Genomic DNA, 16,900 nt, shown 5'->3' with positions numbered 1-16,900 from the left:
AAAAGTTTTTTGCAAATGGTTATATATGGCAGAAGAAGTTGTGGCTATCCGATACTGGCGGGATGGAAAGAATAACCTGATTGCTGTGCCAAAGGGGAATTTGAAATCCCGGGATTTAGTAGTGGTGGAAACTGAAGAAGGTATTTCGCTGGGCGAGGTTACTTTTCAGTATGTTCCCTGTAATGGTGAAGTGCCTTTCATGGATGGCGTAAAGGTGAGGAAAGCACTGGAGGAAGATTTGCAAAGACTTGAGGAAAATAAGAGACTTGAAAAAGAAGCGAAGGAATTTTTTGTGGAGAGGGTTAGGGCCCACTCTTTACCAATGAAAGTGGTAGATGTGGAATGCCTTTTCGATCGCCAGAGGATAATTTTTTACTTTACTGCAGAAAATAGGGTGGATTTCAGGGAGTTACTTAAGGATCTGGTCCAGAGATTTAAAATGCGTATAGAACTCCGTCAGATTGGGACCCGACAAGAGGCAAGGATATTAAGGGGTATAGGTAACTGTGGTAGGGAAGTGTGTTGTTCCCAGTTCCTCAATAATCTTGATAGAGTGTCCGTAAAAATGGCAAAGGAGCAAGGTCTCTCGCTGAATCCGGAGAAGATATCGGGATTGTGTGGCAGACTAATGTGTTGTATAGGATATGAGTATGACGTGTACAGAGAGTTGAAGAGTGTTTTGCCCAAGTGTGGTAAAGTTATCAATACTCTTCACGGTAAGGGTAAAGTTACAAGGCACAATGTGTTAACTCAAGAGGTCATTGTGGCTTTAGAAAGCGGAAAAGAAGTTGCTATACCCTTTTCAGAGATAATAGATCAGGAGTGAAATATGGAAAAGGCATATTACATAACAACGCCTATTTATTACGTAAATGCGCCACCTCACATAGGGCATGCGTACACCACTATTGTGGCGGATGTTCTCGCGCGGTATCACCGTTCTGCGGGTTATAAGACTTTTTTCCTTACAGGAACGGATGAGCACGGTGATAAAATTGCGGAGGCGGCGGCGAAGGCCGGGATGTCCCCCAAAGAGTATGCGGATATGATCAGTGCTCAGTTCAGGGCACTTTGGCCGGAACTTAAGGTAACTAATGATTATTTTATTCGAACCACAGACGAAAATCACGTTAGAGTAGTGCAATACATCCTGCAAAGAGTATACGACAAGGGAGATATATACTTTGGTCACTACGAGGGTCATTACTGTGTTGGTTGTGAGAGGTTCTATAAGGAGAAAGAACTTATAGATGGTAAATGTCCCGATCATCAAACGGTCCCTGAGTACAGGAAGGAAAGCAATTATTTCTTTAAGATGAGCAAGTATCAGGACTGGCTCATCGATTATATTGAAAAACATCCCGATTTCATCCGACCGGAGAGGTACAGAAACGAAGTACTAGCTTTTTTAAGAGAGCCACTGGAAGATCTGTGCATTTCACGTCCCAAATCCCGTCTTACCTGGGGAATTACTCTCCCCTTTGATGAGAATTATGTAACTTACGTGTGGTTCGATGCACTTATCAACTACCTGTCCGGCATTGGATATCCCGATAGTGAAAAATTCCATACTTTTTGGCCAGTAGCTCAACATTTAATAGCGAAGGATATACTGAAACCCCATGGCATCTATTGGCCCACGATGCTGAAAGCAGCAGGCATTCAGCCTTTTGCTCATCTTAACGTGCATGGGTATTGGAATGTAGACCAGAGTAAGATGTCAAAGAGTTTGGGTAATGTAGTAAAACCCCTCGATCTTAAAGATAAGTACGGTTTGGATGCTTTTCGGTATTTTCTTCTCCGGGAGATGGTGTTTGGTCTAGATGCAAATTTCAGTGAAGAGGCCTTTGTTCAGCGAATCAACTCTGATCTTGCAAATGATTTGGGAAATCTTGTGAATCGCATTTTGACAATGGCAGTTAAATTTGGGGAGGGGGTTGTGCCGCAACACTCAGCTTCCACAGAGGAAGACTTGGTTCTTATTGAAGGAGTAAAGAGAACGAAGGGAGAGATAGAGGAGAACTTCGAACATCTGACCCTTCACAAGGCCCTTATGGCCATATGGGATTTCATAAATCAGGTCAATAAGTATATTGTGGAATGTGAACCCTGGGTTTTAGCTAGAGATCCTGAAAAGAGGGTACGATTGAATACGGTGATATACAACCTTCTGGAATCCCTCCGTGTCATTGCGGTTATGATATCGCCCTTTATGCCCGGTGCTTCAGATAAGATCAGAGGGGCTATAGGTGATGATGTCAATGTTCCTCCCCAATTCTCCACGTTGGATCACTGGGGTGGGCTCATGCCGGGTAAACCCGTTCAGAAGATCGAAATGCTATTTCCAAGAGTCGAGTTTGTAAGGGAAACGCAAGATAAGGAAATTTCCCAGGATGTTTCGTCTAGCCGGGAGATCACGATGGAGGATTTCGAGAAAATAGATCTTCGAGTGGGAAGGATCGTGGCGGCAGAGGCTATTCCAAAGTCAAGTAAACTAGTGAAACTTAGGGTTGATATCGGGGAAGAGAGGCAGATTGTGGCCGGAATCGCCAAAGATTACACGCCCGAGGAGCTAATTGGAAAGACTGTAGTGGTGGTGGCCAATCTGAAACCCACAAAGCTTATGGGAATTGAATCCCAGGGTATGCTCCTTGCCACTGATTCAGTGGAGGGATTGTCGTTGGTAACGTATGATCGCCCCCCCAAAATAGGTGCACGCGTGCGCTAATCCGTTGAGGTTATCCAAGTGGCAGGGTTTCACTAGTGAACACTTCCGTGTACATGTTCCAGAAGGTAACGAACAGAGAGGCAATAATGGGACCTAAAACGAATCCCGACAGGCCGAAAAGGTTTATACCGCCGAGGGTAGAAAGAAAGATCAGAAGAGGATGCATTTGAACATCTTGGCCTAGGAGTGTAGGACGGAGCATATTATCAATCATACTGATAATCATAAATCCCACGATTAGGATCGCAAGCCCTTTCCACAGATGACCCATAATGATCATGATGATTCCTGCGGGTATCCAGACTATGGAGCTTCCCACTCCGGGAATGATAGACGTACCCATCATGAGTACTCCCCAAGTTAAAGCTCCCTTTATATTCAAAGCGAAGAATAACAAGGATCCAATTAATCCCTGAACTCCTCCGATAATTAACGTGACCTTTATTGTTGCGAGGGCAGTCGCCCGGAACCTATCGTGAAGGATTTTTACCTGAGGCTCACTAAGGGGAAGGCGATGCATTATCCATTCCCTTATGTTTTGGCCATCGCGGAAGAGAAAAAACAGAGTGTAAATCATAATCGCGAACTGAACCACAAAGATGACGGTATTTTGTGTAATACTCTTCAAATTTTGCCAGAGGAAATTAGAGATGTGTTTCAAAATTTCCGTAAGGTGAACCTTTAAGAAGGTTAAGTCACCCTTGAGGCTGGAAAAGGGGAAGTATGTCTTCCCCTTTGAGAGAGTTTCGTTGATCCTGTTTAGGAGCTCACCTACATCCATCTCCAGGGAGTTGTAGAGGTTGAGGGATTCCGCCAGAAGTAGACTTCCCAGTGTTGCTAATGGAATGATTATAATCGTTATGGTTGTGATTACCATAATAATTGCCGCCTGATTCGGGGTGAGATCTCTTTTTAAAAGGTGTCTATAGAAGGGTTGTAGTATGGATACAATTATAGTGGCCCAGATCATTGGGAGGATGAAGGGACGAAGCAAAAGTATAAAGATGACCGTTATTATTCCCAAGATGATAAGGAATGCCGTTATGTTCTTTTTATCTGTATTCATTCTGGCTTCACTAGGTATCTTCTCGCAGAAGCTCCATTGCGGCCTGCATGGCTTCGGGTTTCTTTAATGCTGCCAGTTTTTGCGGGGATTCTTGAAAATTTTCCAGAGCATTGAAGAAACGGTCAAGCACATCACCGCTGAAGGTTGGGATTAAGAAAATGTGGGTATGGGGTATTCTCCTTCCCCGGGCGTAAAGAAAAACGAAATCCGGGTCTAACTTTTTCATCATTTTTCTGGCCACGATGCGGGCTAAGTTAAAGAGATCGTTTGTTTCTTCTTCTGTCATTTCGTGCCACCACTGGACATGTCGTTTGGTAACCACAAGACAGTGCCCCTGTGTGTATGGGTGTATGTCTAGGATGCATATCGCACGTTCACTTTCTGCAACTAAATATGCAGGTGCTTTTCCAGCTACTATTTCGCAGAATACGCACTTTTTTTGGGATTCCACTGTTTCCAAATCAGATCACCTCTTTTTGTTGACCATAGTCATATTGACCTTATTTTGCAACCGTTTATGAAAGAGAAATTTTGGGANGAACATAAGCTCATTTTGAGCATAGGCTTTTCAATTTAAGTAATGCTGATAGCGCATGATACGTGTTTTCCAGGGTAGCAATGCCACTTTCGCCCGCTCTGGAAAAACCACCGTTCTTTCTGCGACAGTGGATGATGAAATCCATACAGGCATATGCAAATCGTGGCTGAATGTCGAGCAGCTGTTCAGCCCAGAGTCCCGCATGGATGTATTCAATGAAAGAAAGGGAGGATCCGGGAACTTCGGTAAACCCGAAAAGTGGATCTTCACATGTTCTGATAAAATGTTCGACGTCTCTATATGCATCAATACATGAGAGGGTTTTTAGTATATAGAGGGCATAGGCGGTGTCAGTTATAGATGAGTAAGGATATCCAAATCCTCCATCGGAATTACGGAACTTAGCGATCAACTCACACAACTCTTTTTCTTTTGTCTTATTCTTTTTCTGTAAAAATTGACAGTAAAGATCCACGAGTAGTCTCAGTTGATAAAATATAGAGGATACATCAGCTGGCAGTTTGTCCACTTTCAGTGTGTAATTTTCCAGACATTGGTCTATGTAATTTTCGGGCGATTTCTTCGGTCTTTCCTGTAGAAGGTCAAGGCTCACAAGGGAGTAAAATGCGGACTGAATGCTGTCATATGAGCCATCATCATGTTGCATGTTTTTGAGAAAAATGACAGTGTTTTGGTCTCTAAATTCCATACCTAACAATTTGAGAGAGGCAATGGCATAGTAAGTATCTGAACCGTTTGGTTCCTCCAGGCGGTAGAAGCAAAATCCGCCACATTGGCAGAGGCGATTCATGATGTATAAGCGGGCTCCCCATAGTATATGGGGTAACAGATCGATTTTCATCACCTGACTGCCGCAAAAGAACGTACTCATCGGCGTTGAAAATTCGTCAATTTAGTAGGGTTAGACTTTCATCAAGTTCGCTGATATATTTTTGAATTTCTGGTGTTCGTCCACTGGCCTGAGCGAGCAAGGTTTCAATAGTATGAAGTTCCTCTTCTACGTATCTGAGTGCTTGATTCCGCATGGTCTCAATAGCTTTGTTTATTCTTGTTTCCCACTGGGCTGCAAGACGGGATAGGTTGACTTCCACCTCCCAGGGGATTTTCTTGAGGAAGTTTTTCTCAAAAATACCTCGAAATATGAACATTGGTATGAGAAACCAAAGCAAATCAAGATGGTAGGCGAAAGTTCTGGGCAAACGAACATCTGGATGTTCTGGCTCTGGTATCTCCAGCTGCCAATCCACCTCTCCGAGGGAGACCCCCAAAACCCTCTGGATGTTGTCGTTTAGAAGGCGGCGAAAGGATTCAATGGAACGGGTAAGGCTTGCATGGGCCTTTTTAAGTGTTCCGAAGAAGTGTTTGTGTTCCTTACGAGAGATCTGCTGGATCTCATTATTCATAACATCAGTAATCCACTGTTCGTATGTACGTGTAAGTCTCCAAAGATTTCCTCTCCATTTGGGCATTTCTTCTTTCATCTGCTGTGTGATTTTTTTTACTAGGGGTGCTTCAAAATGGGCAAGGTAGTTGGCTATTAGTGTCCTTGTTTGTGACTGTGCTTCCCTTGTAATTATGAACATCTCTTCTCGAACGAGATCATAATTTACCTTTTCGTCAAAGATGAGCTTCTTTAAATGTTCCCGTTCTTCATCGGCCTTTTGTGATGTTTGAAGGGCTATTTCTAAGTATTTGCGGCAACTTAGGGCGATAGATTTCCCTTTGTGACGGGCAATCGCTGCGAACTCTCGCCCTTTGTTGGCAACCATTTTTCTGAAGAGTTCGTCATCGAGCTGGGATTTTAGCTTCTCAGTATCAATTTTTGTAGAATAAAGGTATATGGGAAATTCCTGGTTGAGTTCGCGAAGGAGAATATTCTTGAAGAATGAGACAACTTCTGCCCTCTGTTCTGGGGTCAGCAGGTCAACTTTGGTAAGCAAAAGAACTATACGAGGTGTGTAAGACGCAAGCTCTCTTATTAGCTGGAGGTCATGTTCAGAGAGAGGTCGATCAGCGCTTATCGCCAAAATAGCTGCGCCTACTTCTGGTAACCAATTCTCTGCTGTAGCCTTGTGGTATTGAAAGACGCTACCCAAACCGGGAGTATCTACGAGACGTAAGCCTGTGTATTCTTTCAAAGTGGGAAGGTATATGTCGATGACTTCCACGTTTTTTTCATTGCTTGGATTTTTGGATTCTGAGTTGTACTCGCCTACTTCTTCGATGGAAATGTGAGTTTTTTTCCCATCATAGTGGGTAACTACGGCCCTTTCTGATGCTCCATACTGAAGTCTCGTGATGGCAGTTGTCACAGGAATGACACCAACAGGTAGTACCTGTTTTCCTATGATACTGTTGAGGAACGAGCTTTTTCCTGCTTTGAATTGGCCAAGTATGGCTACGTCGATAATTTGTTCTGTTTTGAAAAGGGAACTGTACGCTTCAAGAGATCTTTTTAATGTGGTTATCTGGAATTGAGTAATTATCTTTTCCAGGGATTTAGCCAAGTCCACCAAAACTTCCAGGCTGATTTTTTCCGTACCGTCCATATTAACCTCTCACTTTAATGTCTGGTAGGAGTTATCAGCCCAGATGAGGGCAGTTTTGGCGGCGAACTCCATCACCGATGATGCAGCAAAAACATATTTCTCAAGAAAAGTCAATACCCTTAAACTTCCGAATGATTTCTCCCGGCAAATGTGTTATTGAACAAACATGGATCTTCATCTCGTTCATCCTATAGGTGTTTTTGATTCCGGTGTGGGCGGTTTGACTGTAGTGCGTGCCCTTATGGAACGTCTTCCCTTCGAAAACATCGTTTACTTCGGTGATACGGCCCGCGTCCCCTATGGAATCAAATCTCCTGAGACTATACTTCAGTACGCCCTTGAAATAACAGATTTTCTCTCAACCCAGAATGTAAAAATGCTCATCATCGCCTGTAACACAATGTCTTCTATAGCATATGAGGCAATTCAAGATAGATCACCTGTTCCAGTTCTCGATGTGATTTCTGCGGGGGCACGTCAAGCCGTTTCCGAGTCGCAAAATAAACAGATTGCTGTTATTGGTACGCCAGCAACGATTAATAGTAATGCCTATGCTCAGAAGATACATGCCTTGGATCCAACTGTAAGGGTATTCTCCCAAGCTTGTCCACTGCTCGTTCCCCTTGTAGAAGAAGGGTGGTTGGACCATCCTGTTACTAAGTTGACAGTTCAGGAGTACCTTAAACCCATACTCGCTGAACATGTGGATACTCTAGTTCTCGGTTGCACCCATTATCCACTCCTTAAACCCGTTATAGAAGAGGTGGCGGGGAAGGAGGTCCGTATTATTGATTCTGCGGAGGCAATGGCAGATCTCGCGGCAAAAGTGTTGAATGAGAAACGACTGGCCAATCCTTTGAGAATAGCTCCGGAGTATCGTTTTTTCGTTTCTGATATACCGTACCGTTTCCAGACCATAGGTGAACGTTTTTTGGGACGGTCCATTGGGCGCATTGAGGTTGTTAAATTACCAGTTTGAGGCTACAAGTGTGAAGGTTTTGCTAGCTGGTTTTAATATCGATAATGAAACAATATCAGCGTTAAAAGCAGCACAAGTTGAAGATTGTGTGCTGACGCCAGAAACAATAGCCGCAGCATATGCCCGTATAAGCCGCAGTCCTAAAACAGTGACTGAACTTAGGGAAGAAGCGCGAAAGGAGGTCGAGAAAGCCAGGGCATCTAATAGAAACATAGTTTTTTCGATGGGTCATAGTTCGATAGCCGAACACGCCGTTTTTAACGTGGATGTGTTAGGTGTATCCCGTCTCCTCGTGGAGGAAATCGAGAAATTCCGCCTGTGCTCCTTTACAGAAAAATCGCAGCGGTATGTTTTATTGAAAGGGGATTACGTAATACCTGAAGAAATCCGGATTGGAGGATTTGCTGAGGAATTTCAGTCAGTTGTCGAAAAACAGAACGCTTTTTACAGGGAGCTATTCGAAAAGTTTATGCAGCATCTACAGCGAGACCGTTCTCTTTTTGCAAAAAATGGACATAAATTCGAAGGTTTAGCCAAAGAGGATGCCCGTTATATCCTTTCTTTGGCTACCGAAACCCAGCTGGGAATGACTATCAATGCTCGGAATTTGGAGCTGATGCTCCGGAGACTTGGGGCACACCCGTTAGAGGAAGCACGAGCATTCAGCCGGGCCCTTTACGAGGTTACAGTACCTGTAGCTCCATCGCTCATCCGGTACACGGAGGCAAAGGACTATGATACCCGTACTCGGTGTGAAATGAGCGATGTAACTTTTCAATTATTGGCTGAAAGTGAAACGTTGGATCTGCAGGAAGGATCTAACGCGGAAAGTCCCTCTGTCCGTCTAGTTCATCACACACCAGGTGCAGATGTGCATCTTACGGCTGCGCTTTTACACAGTTCTTCTGATAGAAACTGGGACACATGCCTAAGAGTGGCGTACAATCTAAAACCTGAAGAACGAAAAAGATTTTTTTTAACTGCTTTTCGTTATTTGCAATCTTATGATGCTGTTCTCAGGGAATTCGAGCATGTGGATCTCCTCTTTGAGTTAATAATAAGTGCATCTTGTTATGCTCAGTTGAAGCGTCATCGAATGGCTACGCTTACTACCCAACCTTACGATCCCTCTCTTGGTGTTACCATTCCTGAAAGGGTATATGAAGTTGGTTTGGATAGGCGGTTTTCTGAGATAATATATGAGACCAATGAGCTATACTACAAAATCAAAGGAAAAATTTCTCAGGCAGCTGATTACTGTTTAACAAACTCCCACCGCCGTCGAGTGCTCTTTAAGGTTAATGCCCGTGAGCTTTACCATATTGCACGTTTGCGAATGGATTCTACAGCCCAGTGGGATATAAGAAGAGTTGTTGCCCAGATGGTCGAAGAAGCTCAAAAGATCATGCCCTTAACGTTGTTACTTGCGTGTGGTAAGGATCGTTTCTCCACCCAATGGGAAAAGATTCAGGACATCTAGAAAGGAAGCTGAGTTGCTAACTTTAGCTCAACCTTACAGTGAATAGAGTTTTTCCCCGGGGAGGATGGTAAAGGAATGGCGCTTTAATACGTCGATGGCTGCATCAGTGTCGTCAAAACGGAAAATGATTACTGCGTTTTCTCCACTCTTTTCTACAAAAGCGTATAAGTATTCGACGTTGACATTTTCCCTAGCTAGTACTTCCAGAATGCTGTGTAAACCTCCTGGCCTGTCAGGAACTTCCACAGCAACCACCGTGGTTCTGCTCACTCTGTAACCACTGTCTCTGAGAACACGGCTTGTTTTGTCCACATCGTTTACGATTAAGCGCAGTATCCCAAAATCTGTGGAGTCTGCTAGTGAAAGGGTACGGATGTTTATTTCCGCGTCCTTGAGGATTCGCGTAACTTCTTCCAGACTACCCGGTTTATTTTCCAAGAAAACGGATATCTGTTCTACCTTCATTATTTGCTCCTTCATATTTGTCTTCTATCAATGACTCTTTTGGTCTTGCCTTCTGATCTCTCAATTGTTTTTGGTTCCACAAGTTTAACATTTACTGAGATGCCCAGATAATCCCTCAAGTCTCTCGCAATGCGTCTGCTTAGTTTTTCAAGAACTTTTACCTCATCTGCGTTGGTAAATAATTTTTCAGACACTTCTATCTGAACCTCAACGGTATCCATGTTGTGTTTTCTATCTACTATTATCAGGTAGTGAGGTTCCAGTCCTTCAACGTTGAGAAGGATAGATTCGATTTGAGAGGGGAATACATTTACACCTCTAATAATGAGCATATCATCGCTGCGACCCATGATCCGGTCCATACGGTGATGAGTACGACCACAACGACATGGTGCTGTAATGATGCGTGAAATATCTCCGGTTCGATACCTTATAAGGGGGAAGGCTTCCTTCGTCAGTGTGGTGAACACCAGTTCTCCCTTTTCTTCCGGAGGCAAAATTTCTCCAGTTTCAGGATCTATGGTTTCAACGAGAAAATGGTCTTCAAATATGTGCATGCCGTTTCGACCCTCAATACACTCCATAGATACCCCTGGTCCCATTATTTCCGAAAGACCATAGATATTCAGAGCGATTATGTTAAGTCTATCCTCGATTTGGTTTCTCATCTCTTCACTCCAGGGTTCCGCACCGAAAAGCCCCACGCGCAGCTTGAGAGATCTCATATCTAATCCCATTGATGTCCCCTGTTCTGCGAGATACAAGGCATATGAAGGGGTGCAACACAGCACCGTAGGTCCAAAATCCTGAAGGATAAGAAGCTGTCTTTTTGTGTTGCCCCCTGAAATGGGAATAACACTGGCACCTATTCGTTCAGCTCCGTAGTGAAAACCCAGTCCTCCCGTGAAGAGACCATAACTGTACGCGTTGTGGATGATGTCATTTTTGGTAACACCGGCTGCCACGAGGCAACGGGCCATGAGTTCCGACCATGCGTCGATATCGCGACGGGTATAGCCAACGACCGTTGGTTTTCCTGATGTCCCAGAAGAGGCGTGCAACCGCACTACATTGCTCATAGGGGTAGCGAATAGTCCAAAGGGATAATTTTCTTGAAGGTCTTCCTTCGTTGTAAATGGGAATTTCCGGAGGTCATCCAAGGATCGGATGTCTTCTGGTGAAACACCTGCTTTCTCGAATGATTTACGGTAAAAACCCACGGTGTGGTATACTTTTTCCACAACTTGACGAAGCCTTTTGAGTTGTAAAGCCTCTAAAGCCTCCCGTGGTAGCGTTTCGAAATCCTCGTTGTAGATCATAATGAGTCTCTCCGTTTTTTAGAGATTATTAACAGAATTCATTTCACAATGCAAAAACCTATTATCCCAGCATAGTTAGGAAAAGACCAGCCGCTATAGCTGTACCTATAACCCCTGCTACATTAGGTCCCATTGCATGCATTAACAAGAAATTGTGTTTATCTGCTTTTTGTCCTTCTACCTGGGAAACACGAGCGGCCATGGGAACAGCGGAAACTCCCGCAGATCCAATTAAGGGGTTGATTTTCTCTTTGAGGAAAAGATTCATAAATTTTGCCATGAGTACGCCACCTGCTGTGCTGAACGCAAAGGCAATACAACCGAGGATGAAAATGAAAATCGGTTGCGGTTGGAGGAATTTTTCAGCACTCATCGTTGCGCCTACTGATGTCCCTAGGAAGATGGTGACGATGTTAAGAAGCTCGTTCTGGGCTGCTTTGTTTAACCTTTCAACAACACCGCATTCTCTGAAGAGGTTCCCAAGGAACAGCATACCCATCAATGGTGCGGCAGGAGGCACAAGTAGACAAACAATTATCGTCCCTATTAAGGGAAAAACGATCTTTTCCGTTTTGGAAACTGGACGGAGCTGCTTCATGCGAATCTTTCTTTCCGCTTCCGTTGTTAGGAGGCGCATGATGGGTGGCTGTATAAGAGGCACCATCGCCATATATGAATATGCAGCTAATGCGTTGGCCCCAAGAAGGTGAGGAGCAAGTTTGGCCGTTAAATAGATGCATGTTGGGCCATCAGCGCCACCAATTATGCCTATCGAGGCTGCTTCTTTAAAGTTGAATCCGAACAGAAGGGAGCAGAAAAAAGTGACGTAGACACCAAATTGGGCTGCTGCTCCCAATATCAAGGTTTTAGGGTTAGCAATCATGGGTCCAAAATCTGTAAGGGCGCCTATACCCAAAAATATCAGACAAGGTATGACTTCGTTGGCGATACCAAAGTCGTAGAACCAGCGGATAAGGTCCCTATGAACACCCCCGGGACCCTCTGAAATGCCCATAATCGGGGCCAAAGGCAGATTTACTAGGAGAATTCCAAAACCTATGGGCAAAAGTAAAAGAGGCTCGTATTCTTTTTTTATTGCGAGAAATATGAAGAAAAAGGCAATTAGCCACATTACAACGTGACCTAATTCAAGATAGATAAAACCTGTTTTAAGGAGTACTTCTTGAAATACGGTGTACATGATTTTTCCTCCTGTGGTAATTCACTTTTTCTCTAATTTACGGGTTATATGGCTCATGAGTTGTACCGCCAGCATGAGGAGTATCAGACCAATGTAAACCCCTCCAAAACCGACTACGAAAATTGTAAGGGCACCCATCCAGTTATGTTCTAGCATCTTTCCTCCTCCTTTAAAGGATTGTCTTGTTCGTGTGACGGTGGCATATACACTGATTTATTTTGTAGAAGCAAGTCTTTTTAAGTCTCTGTTTACGTATTTACAATGCTTTTACCCTTTGTGATCAAAATAAGTAAGGAAATAAACAGAAGGATGATTATTGTGAGTGCTCCTGAGTAAAGGTAGACTATTTCCAGGTTCCAGTTGACTTTGACCCATCCTACGAGGTAGATTGCCAGCGATCCAACGCCAAATGTGAGAACGGAAGAGAAACCATATGCGGTGCTTCTCCATTTAAGCGGTGTAAAGTAGGCAACAAGACTATTTTCGATAGGTTGTACCCCAATGGCAAAAAATACATAAAGTGCAGCTGAGATAACTAAGGGTAATTCGCTTATAAATGCCATTGCAAATATGAAAGGGATGCTGCCCGCGTAGTAAAGTAAATACATGTAACGTAGATCTTTTTTATCTGCCAGATACCCTCCCATGAACTGACCTGATATACCAACTATGTAAATAATGGATGTGAGTATTCCCGCCGCGGTTGTTGGTAAAGCATGGGGATTGCTCAGCCCGAGTGTTTTCAAAAAATTTGATAAGAAGCTGGTTTGAAGTTCTAAATAGGCAGGTAACACCACAATGTTGATCCTGTAGGTGAATCCTCCTAGGGCTACAATGCTGAAGAAAAGTATAAGCACTGCCACTTCCGTATTTAATGTGTAGGTTTCGTTTGTTTTTTTCTCTCTTGGAGTTCTTCTTTCATCTATAGTTGTAAAACTAAGTACTACACCACAGCTAATGGCCAATATGCCGGCCAGTAGATAAACCAACTGCCATCCTGCTAACCAGTTTACAAAACCTGCGAAAAAAGGAGCTATAATAAGCCCTAAAGTACCAGCAATACTATAACTACCAAGGGCAGATCCGATGTTTGTAGCGCCTATTGATATAAGTCCCATACCCGCTGGATGGAAGATTCCAGAGAAGAACCCTACTGCGCTGAGACAGATGAGAATAGCGATGGGTGAATTTGATATGAATAGAAGAAGAGAAGCTAACCCAATCCCTAAAAAACCGATTGTCAATGCTTTCTTGTTACCGAACTTGTCAGCCACATAGCCCCAGGGGAGAGCAAAGATCCCGAATGATAAATACATAGGAAATCCTAGTTTAAGTGTTTCCTGCAGTTCGAGTTTTAAATAAGATGAAAGAGGTATTGCGAGAGCCGGAAAGGCAAGTTCATGAAAGTGAAAAAAAAAGTGTCCAAGTGAAGAAAAGGCGACGATCTTCGTTTCATTACCTCTCATGACCGTCGCCCGATTCTTGACTGACTTTGATGGGACGTGCGGGAGTCGAACCCGCGGCCAACGGATTAAAAGTCCGCTGCTCTACCGCCTGAGCTAACGTCCCGTACATATGCAAAAAAGAATATGTTATAAAGCAGAAGAACCTTCTTTCTGTCAAGATGAAAGTCACATATAGTATGCGAATTTTCATTACATTAGAAAAGGATTTTTGTTGATTATAGTTTCATTCCGGTTAGCTCCCACAGAGACAAGCACTAAGCTTACATTTGTCAAAACTTCAAGTCGTTCGAGAAAACGTCGGCAATTTTTGGGAAGGTCTTCCATCGTTCTTGCTTCCGAGATATCTTCGGTCCACCCTTCGAACTCTTCGTAAATGGGTTGACAGGATTCGAGCACCTTCTGGGACGAAGGTACCGAAAATTCGTACCTCACTCCATTGGGATCCTCGTAAGCTGTGCATATCTTGAGAACATCTATTCCAGTCAGTACATCTAGTTTTGTCACCGCAAGACCTGTAATCCCTGATAGTCTGATAGCCTGGCGGACCAGTACCATGTCGAGCCACCCGCAACGTCTTCGCCTTCCTGTTGTGGCACCGAACTCTCTGCCCACCCGTTGTATGTAGTCACCTACTTCGTCAGCGAGTTCTGTGATGAAAGGGCCACCTCCAACGCGAGTGGTGTATGCTTTAACAACACCTATGACATTGTGTATCGAGGAGGGGCCAATACCCGCTCCACATGCTGCATTGCCGGCAACAGTATTGGAAGAAGTGACATAGGGATACGTTCCATGATCTATGTCAAGATGACTTCCCTGAGCGCCTTCAAAAAGAATTTTTTTACCCTGTTTTATCTCCCGGCTTATGATGAGAGAGACATCGGCGACGTATGGTTTAAGCAATTTTCCGTAATTCCGGTACTGCTCGAAGACTTCATCGGGATCTATCGGTTCTTCTCTAAAGTAATAGGCTAGAAGAAAGTTTTTCTCTTCTAAATTCTGTAGAATTTTATCCCTCAGTACATCTTCGTCGAGAAGATCAATAACGCGGATGCCCATGCGGGCAACTTTGTCTTCATAAGCCGGTCCAATACCCCTTCCTGTTGTCCCGATTCGTTTCCCGCCCCTTTTTGCTTCTCGTGCTATATCGATTCTTTTATGGTAGGGCATAATGATGTGAGCCTTCTCGCTGATTATTAGGCGCGTATTTTTCGGAAAGAGATTCCGCTCCTGGAGCTGTTTAATCTCTGAAAGCAAGACTTCGGGATCTATTACAACACCGTTACCGATTATGCAGAGCTTGTTATCGTGTAAGATGCCCGAAGGAACAAGGTGAAGAATGGTTTCCTGTCCCTGTACTACAAGGGTATGTCCCGCGTTGTTTCCTCCCTGGAAACGGACAATCACATCAGCGGTTTCTGCAAAAAGATCCACTACTTTGCCTTTCCCCTCATCTCCCCACTGGGTTCCAATGACTGCCACGTTTGCCATTTTTGATCCCCTCTTACATCTCTAGATCCGTTACAGAGATTACATTCGGCAGGGAACGCAATTTTTCTATGACATCCGGTGGAACAGGTGTATCGGTACTTAGAATAATTAATGCTTTCTGATCCACCTGTTCCCTGCTTAGATGTAATCTCGCGATGTTTATGTTGTTGTTTCCTAAGGTGGTGCCTATATTTCCAATCACCCCTGGTCGATCGTAGTTGTAAAGCACGAGCATGTTTCCCTCAGGAATTACATCCATCACGAACTGGTTTAGTCTTACAATCCGTGGATCTTTCAATCCAAACAGAGCCCCTGCTGTACACGATTCTTCGACGGTAGTTTTTATCTTTAGCGTTATGAGACTCGTATAGTCCTTCATCTCTGTGCTTTTGGATTCTACCACACGAATGCCCCGCTCTTTCGCCACTACCGGTGCGTTTATGTAGTTTACATTTTCCTTGAGTATAGGATACAGAAGACCTTTGAGCACCGCTACTGTTAAAGGAGCAACGTTATAGTCAAGGATTTTACCACTGTACTCTATTAATACCTCTTTAATTCCTCCACGAACTAGCTGTACATGGAAACGAGCCAATTTCTCTGCGAGATCGAGGTATGGTTCGATAACGTTCAGCAACTCTGCACTGATGGAGGGGAAATTAACGGCGTTCGTTATCTCTCCTTTGGTTAAAAAGGCCGCAACCTGTCGGGCAATGGCAACAGCCACATTTATCTGCGCTTCGTCTGTGGAGGCCCCTAAGTGGGGTGTACAGATCACATTTGGTAAACCTATGAGTTCCATATTTTTTGTCGGTTCCTCTTCAAATACATCCAGAGCAGCACCTGCGACTTTTCCTGACTTTAAGGCTTCATAGAGATCTTTTTCGCTTATTATTCCTCCCCGTGCACAATTTATTATGTATACACCTGTTTTCATTTTAGCAAAGGCCGAGGCGTTAATCATACCTCGGGTTTCTTTTGTCATGGGTGTATGAACAGTAATGAAGTCTGATGTGGCAAGTAGTTCGTCGAATGAAACTAAAGGGACCCCCATTTTTTCTGCTACCTCATGAGATATAAAGGGGTCGTACGCTATCACTTTCATTTTTAGTCCTAGGGCGCGGTCGGCAACTACGCTACCTACACGACCGATTCCAATAATACCTAGAACTTTGTTGTATAGCTCGTTGCCGGTGAATTTACCTTTTTCCCACTTGCCCGCCTTCATGGAAGCCGTTGCCTGAGGTATCTTTCTCGCTAAGGCTAGCATCATTGCTATTGTGTGTTCCGCGGTGGTAATTGTATTTCCCCCGGGGGTGTTCATTACGACGATGCCTCTCTTGCTTGCTGCGTTTATGTCCACATTGTCCAAGCCGCTACCTGCTCGCCCAATTACCTTGAGATTTTCCGCTGCTTCTATGATCTCACTTGTAACCTTTGTGGCACTCCGGATTATCAAACCATCGTACTCTCTGATAACCGCCTTCAATTCGTGGGGAGTTAGATTGGTCATTACATCAACAAAAATACCTTCGGTATTTTTGAGTATTTCCACACCTTCTTTAGCGATGGAGTCGCTTACAAGGACGCGTTTCAT

15 protein-coding genes, 1 tRNA gene and 1 riboswitch are annotated in these 16,900 nt (G+C 44.0%); of the genes, 4 read left to right on the top strand and 12 right to left on the bottom strand.

Annotated elements, in window-relative coordinates; translation table 11 throughout:
• Positions 1-25 precede the first annotated feature (25 nt).
• Both N2317_01240 and metG read left to right on the top strand, forming a co-directional pair.
• The gene (locus tag N2317_01240; GenBank protein MCX7816121.1) at positions 26-826 is read left to right on the top strand and encodes a stage 0 sporulation protein; all 801 of its coding nucleotides are present in this window, start codon (positions 26-28) and stop codon (positions 824-826) included.
• Positions 827-829: 3 nt separating this feature from the next.
• Positions 830-2,728 (top strand): methionine--tRNA ligase, encoded by a 1,899-nt coding sequence (gene metG / locus N2317_01235; GenBank protein MCX7816120.1) that lies wholly within the window; start codon positions 830-832, stop codon positions 2,726-2,728.
• Positions 2,729-2,738: 10 nt separating this feature from the next.
• On the opposite strand, the gene N2317_01230 is transcribed toward metG, so the two are convergent.
• The 4 genes from N2317_01230 to N2317_01215 all read right to left on the bottom strand — a co-directional run bounded on the left by N2317_01230 (position 2,739) and on the right by N2317_01215 (position 6,902).
• Positions 2,739-3,794 (bottom strand): AI-2E family transporter, encoded by a 1,056-nt coding sequence (locus N2317_01230; protein ID MCX7816119.1) that lies wholly within the window; start codon positions 3,792-3,794, stop codon positions 2,739-2,741.
• Between the two features lie 10 nt (positions 3,795-3,804).
• Complete coding sequence (locus tag N2317_01225; protein ID MCX7816118.1) at positions 3,805-4,245, bottom strand: HIT family protein; 441 nt, start codon at positions 4,243-4,245, stop codon at positions 3,805-3,807.
• A gap of 97 nt (positions 4,246-4,342) precedes the next feature.
• Entirely contained in the window at positions 4,343-5,194 is an 852-nt protein-coding gene (locus N2317_01220) for a hypothetical protein (GenBank protein ID MCX7816117.1), read from the bottom strand.
• A 46-nt stretch (positions 5,195-5,240) separates the two neighbouring features.
• Positions 5,241-6,902 carry a dynamin family protein gene (locus N2317_01215; GenBank protein ID MCX7816116.1) on the bottom strand — a complete coding sequence of 554 codons (1,662 nt, stop codon included), beginning with the start codon at positions 6,900-6,902 and terminating at the stop codon, positions 5,241-5,243.
• An 18-nt stretch (positions 6,903-6,920) separates the two neighbouring features.
• Positions 6,921-6,987: riboswitch (Fluoride riboswitch) on the bottom strand.
• Positions 6,988-7,068: 81 nt separating this feature from the next.
• On the opposite strand from N2317_01215, the gene murI reads away from it, so the two are divergent.
• Positions 7,069-7,881 carry a glutamate racemase gene (gene murI, locus N2317_01210; GenBank protein MCX7816115.1) on the top strand — a complete coding sequence of 271 codons (813 nt, stop codon included), beginning with the start codon at positions 7,069-7,071 and terminating at the stop codon, positions 7,879-7,881.
• A gap of 10 nt (positions 7,882-7,891) precedes the next feature.
• Complete coding sequence (thyX, locus tag N2317_01205) at positions 7,892-9,361, top strand: FAD-dependent thymidylate synthase (protein MCX7816114.1); 1,470 nt, start codon at positions 7,892-7,894, stop codon at positions 9,359-9,361.
• Between the two features lie 33 nt (positions 9,362-9,394).
• On the opposite strand, the gene N2317_01200 is transcribed toward thyX, so the two are convergent.
• The 8 genes from N2317_01200 to serA form a co-directional block, all read right to left on the bottom strand.
• Positions 9,395-9,841 (bottom strand): ACT domain-containing protein, encoded by a 447-nt coding sequence (locus N2317_01200; GenBank protein ID MCX7816113.1) that lies wholly within the window; start codon positions 9,839-9,841, stop codon positions 9,395-9,397.
• Positions 9,838-11,145 carry a phenylacetate--CoA ligase gene (locus tag N2317_01195; GenBank protein MCX7816112.1) on the bottom strand — a complete coding sequence of 436 codons (1,308 nt, stop codon included), beginning with the start codon at positions 11,143-11,145 and terminating at the stop codon, positions 9,838-9,840. The genes N2317_01200 and N2317_01195 overlap by 4 nt, the downstream gene beginning before the upstream one ends.
• Positions 11,146-11,206: 61 nt before the next feature.
• Positions 11,207-12,346 (bottom strand): sodium ion-translocating decarboxylase subunit beta, encoded by a 1,140-nt coding sequence (locus N2317_01190; GenBank protein MCX7816111.1) that lies wholly within the window; start codon positions 12,344-12,346, stop codon positions 11,207-11,209.
• A gap of 21 nt (positions 12,347-12,367) precedes the next feature.
• A complete protein-coding gene (locus N2317_01185) occupies positions 12,368-12,502 on the bottom strand; it encodes an OadG family protein (GenBank protein ID MCX7816110.1) in 135 nt (44 codons plus the stop codon).
• Between the two features lie 92 nt (positions 12,503-12,594).
• Positions 12,595-13,812 carry an MFS transporter gene (locus N2317_01180; GenBank protein ID MCX7816109.1) on the bottom strand — a complete coding sequence of 406 codons (1,218 nt, stop codon included), beginning with the start codon at positions 13,810-13,812 and terminating at the stop codon, positions 12,595-12,597.
• 30 nt (positions 13,813-13,842) lie between these two features.
• Positions 13,843-13,915 (bottom strand) — tRNA-Lys (locus tag N2317_01175).
• A gap of 86 nt (positions 13,916-14,001) precedes the next feature.
• Entirely contained in the window at positions 14,002-15,303 is a 1,302-nt protein-coding gene (locus tag N2317_01170) for an adenylosuccinate synthase (GenBank protein ID MCX7816108.1), read from the bottom strand.
• A 13-nt stretch (positions 15,304-15,316) separates the two neighbouring features.
• Positions 15,317-16,900, bottom strand: coding sequence for a phosphoglycerate dehydrogenase (gene serA, locus N2317_01165; protein ID MCX7816107.1), 1,584 nt, complete (start codon positions 16,898-16,900; stop codon positions 15,317-15,319).

Source organism: Syntrophales bacterium (assembly GCA_026417625.1).
Taxonomy (GTDB): domain Bacteria; phylum Desulfobacterota; class Syntrophia; order Syntrophales; family UBA8958; genus JAOACW01.
This window is presented reverse-complemented; position numbering and strand designations above follow the sequence as displayed.

Excerpts from the sequence above, each read along its gene's own strand:
- N2317_01240 (MCX7816121.1), top strand. The coding sequence starts at position 26 with ATGGCAGAAGAAGTTGTGGCTATCCGATACTGGCGGGATGGAAAGAAT.
- metG (MCX7816120.1), top strand. The coding sequence starts at position 830 with ATGGAAAAGGCATATTACATAACAACGCCTATTTATTACGTAAATGCG.
- N2317_01230 (MCX7816119.1), bottom strand. The coding sequence starts at position 3,794 with ATGAATACAGATAAAAAGAACATAACGGCATTCCTTATCATCTTGGGA.
- N2317_01220 (MCX7816117.1), bottom strand. The coding sequence starts at position 5,194 with ATGAAAATCGATCTGTTACCCCATATACTATGGGGAGCCCGCTTATAC.
- N2317_01215 (MCX7816116.1), bottom strand. The coding sequence starts at position 6,902 with ATGGACGGTACGGAAAAAATCAGCCTGGAAGTTTTGGTGGACTTGGCT.
- murI (MCX7816115.1), top strand. The coding sequence starts at position 7,069 with ATGGATCTTCATCTCGTTCATCCTATAGGTGTTTTTGATTCCGGTGTG.
- N2317_01200 (MCX7816113.1), bottom strand. The coding sequence starts at position 9,841 with ATGAAGGAGCAAATAATGAAGGTAGAACAGATATCCGTTTTCTTGGAA.
- N2317_01195 (MCX7816112.1), bottom strand. The coding sequence starts at position 11,145 with ATGATCTACAACGAGGATTTCGAAACGCTACCACGGGAGGCTTTAGAG.
- N2317_01190 (MCX7816111.1), bottom strand. The coding sequence starts at position 12,346 with ATGTACACCGTATTTCAAGAAGTACTCCTTAAAACAGGTTTTATCTAT.
- N2317_01185 (MCX7816110.1), bottom strand. The coding sequence starts at position 12,502 with ATGCTAGAACATAACTGGATGGGTGCCCTTACAATTTTCGTAGTCGGT.
- N2317_01180 (MCX7816109.1), bottom strand. The coding sequence starts at position 13,812 with ATGAGAGGTAATGAAACGAAGATCGTCGCCTTTTCTTCACTTGGACAC.
- N2317_01170 (MCX7816108.1), bottom strand. The coding sequence starts at position 15,303 with ATGGCAAACGTGGCAGTCATTGGAACCCAGTGGGGAGATGAGGGGAAA.
- serA (MCX7816107.1), bottom strand. The coding sequence starts at position 16,900 with ATGAAACGCGTCCTTGTAAGCGACTCCATCGCTAAAGAAGGTGTGGAA.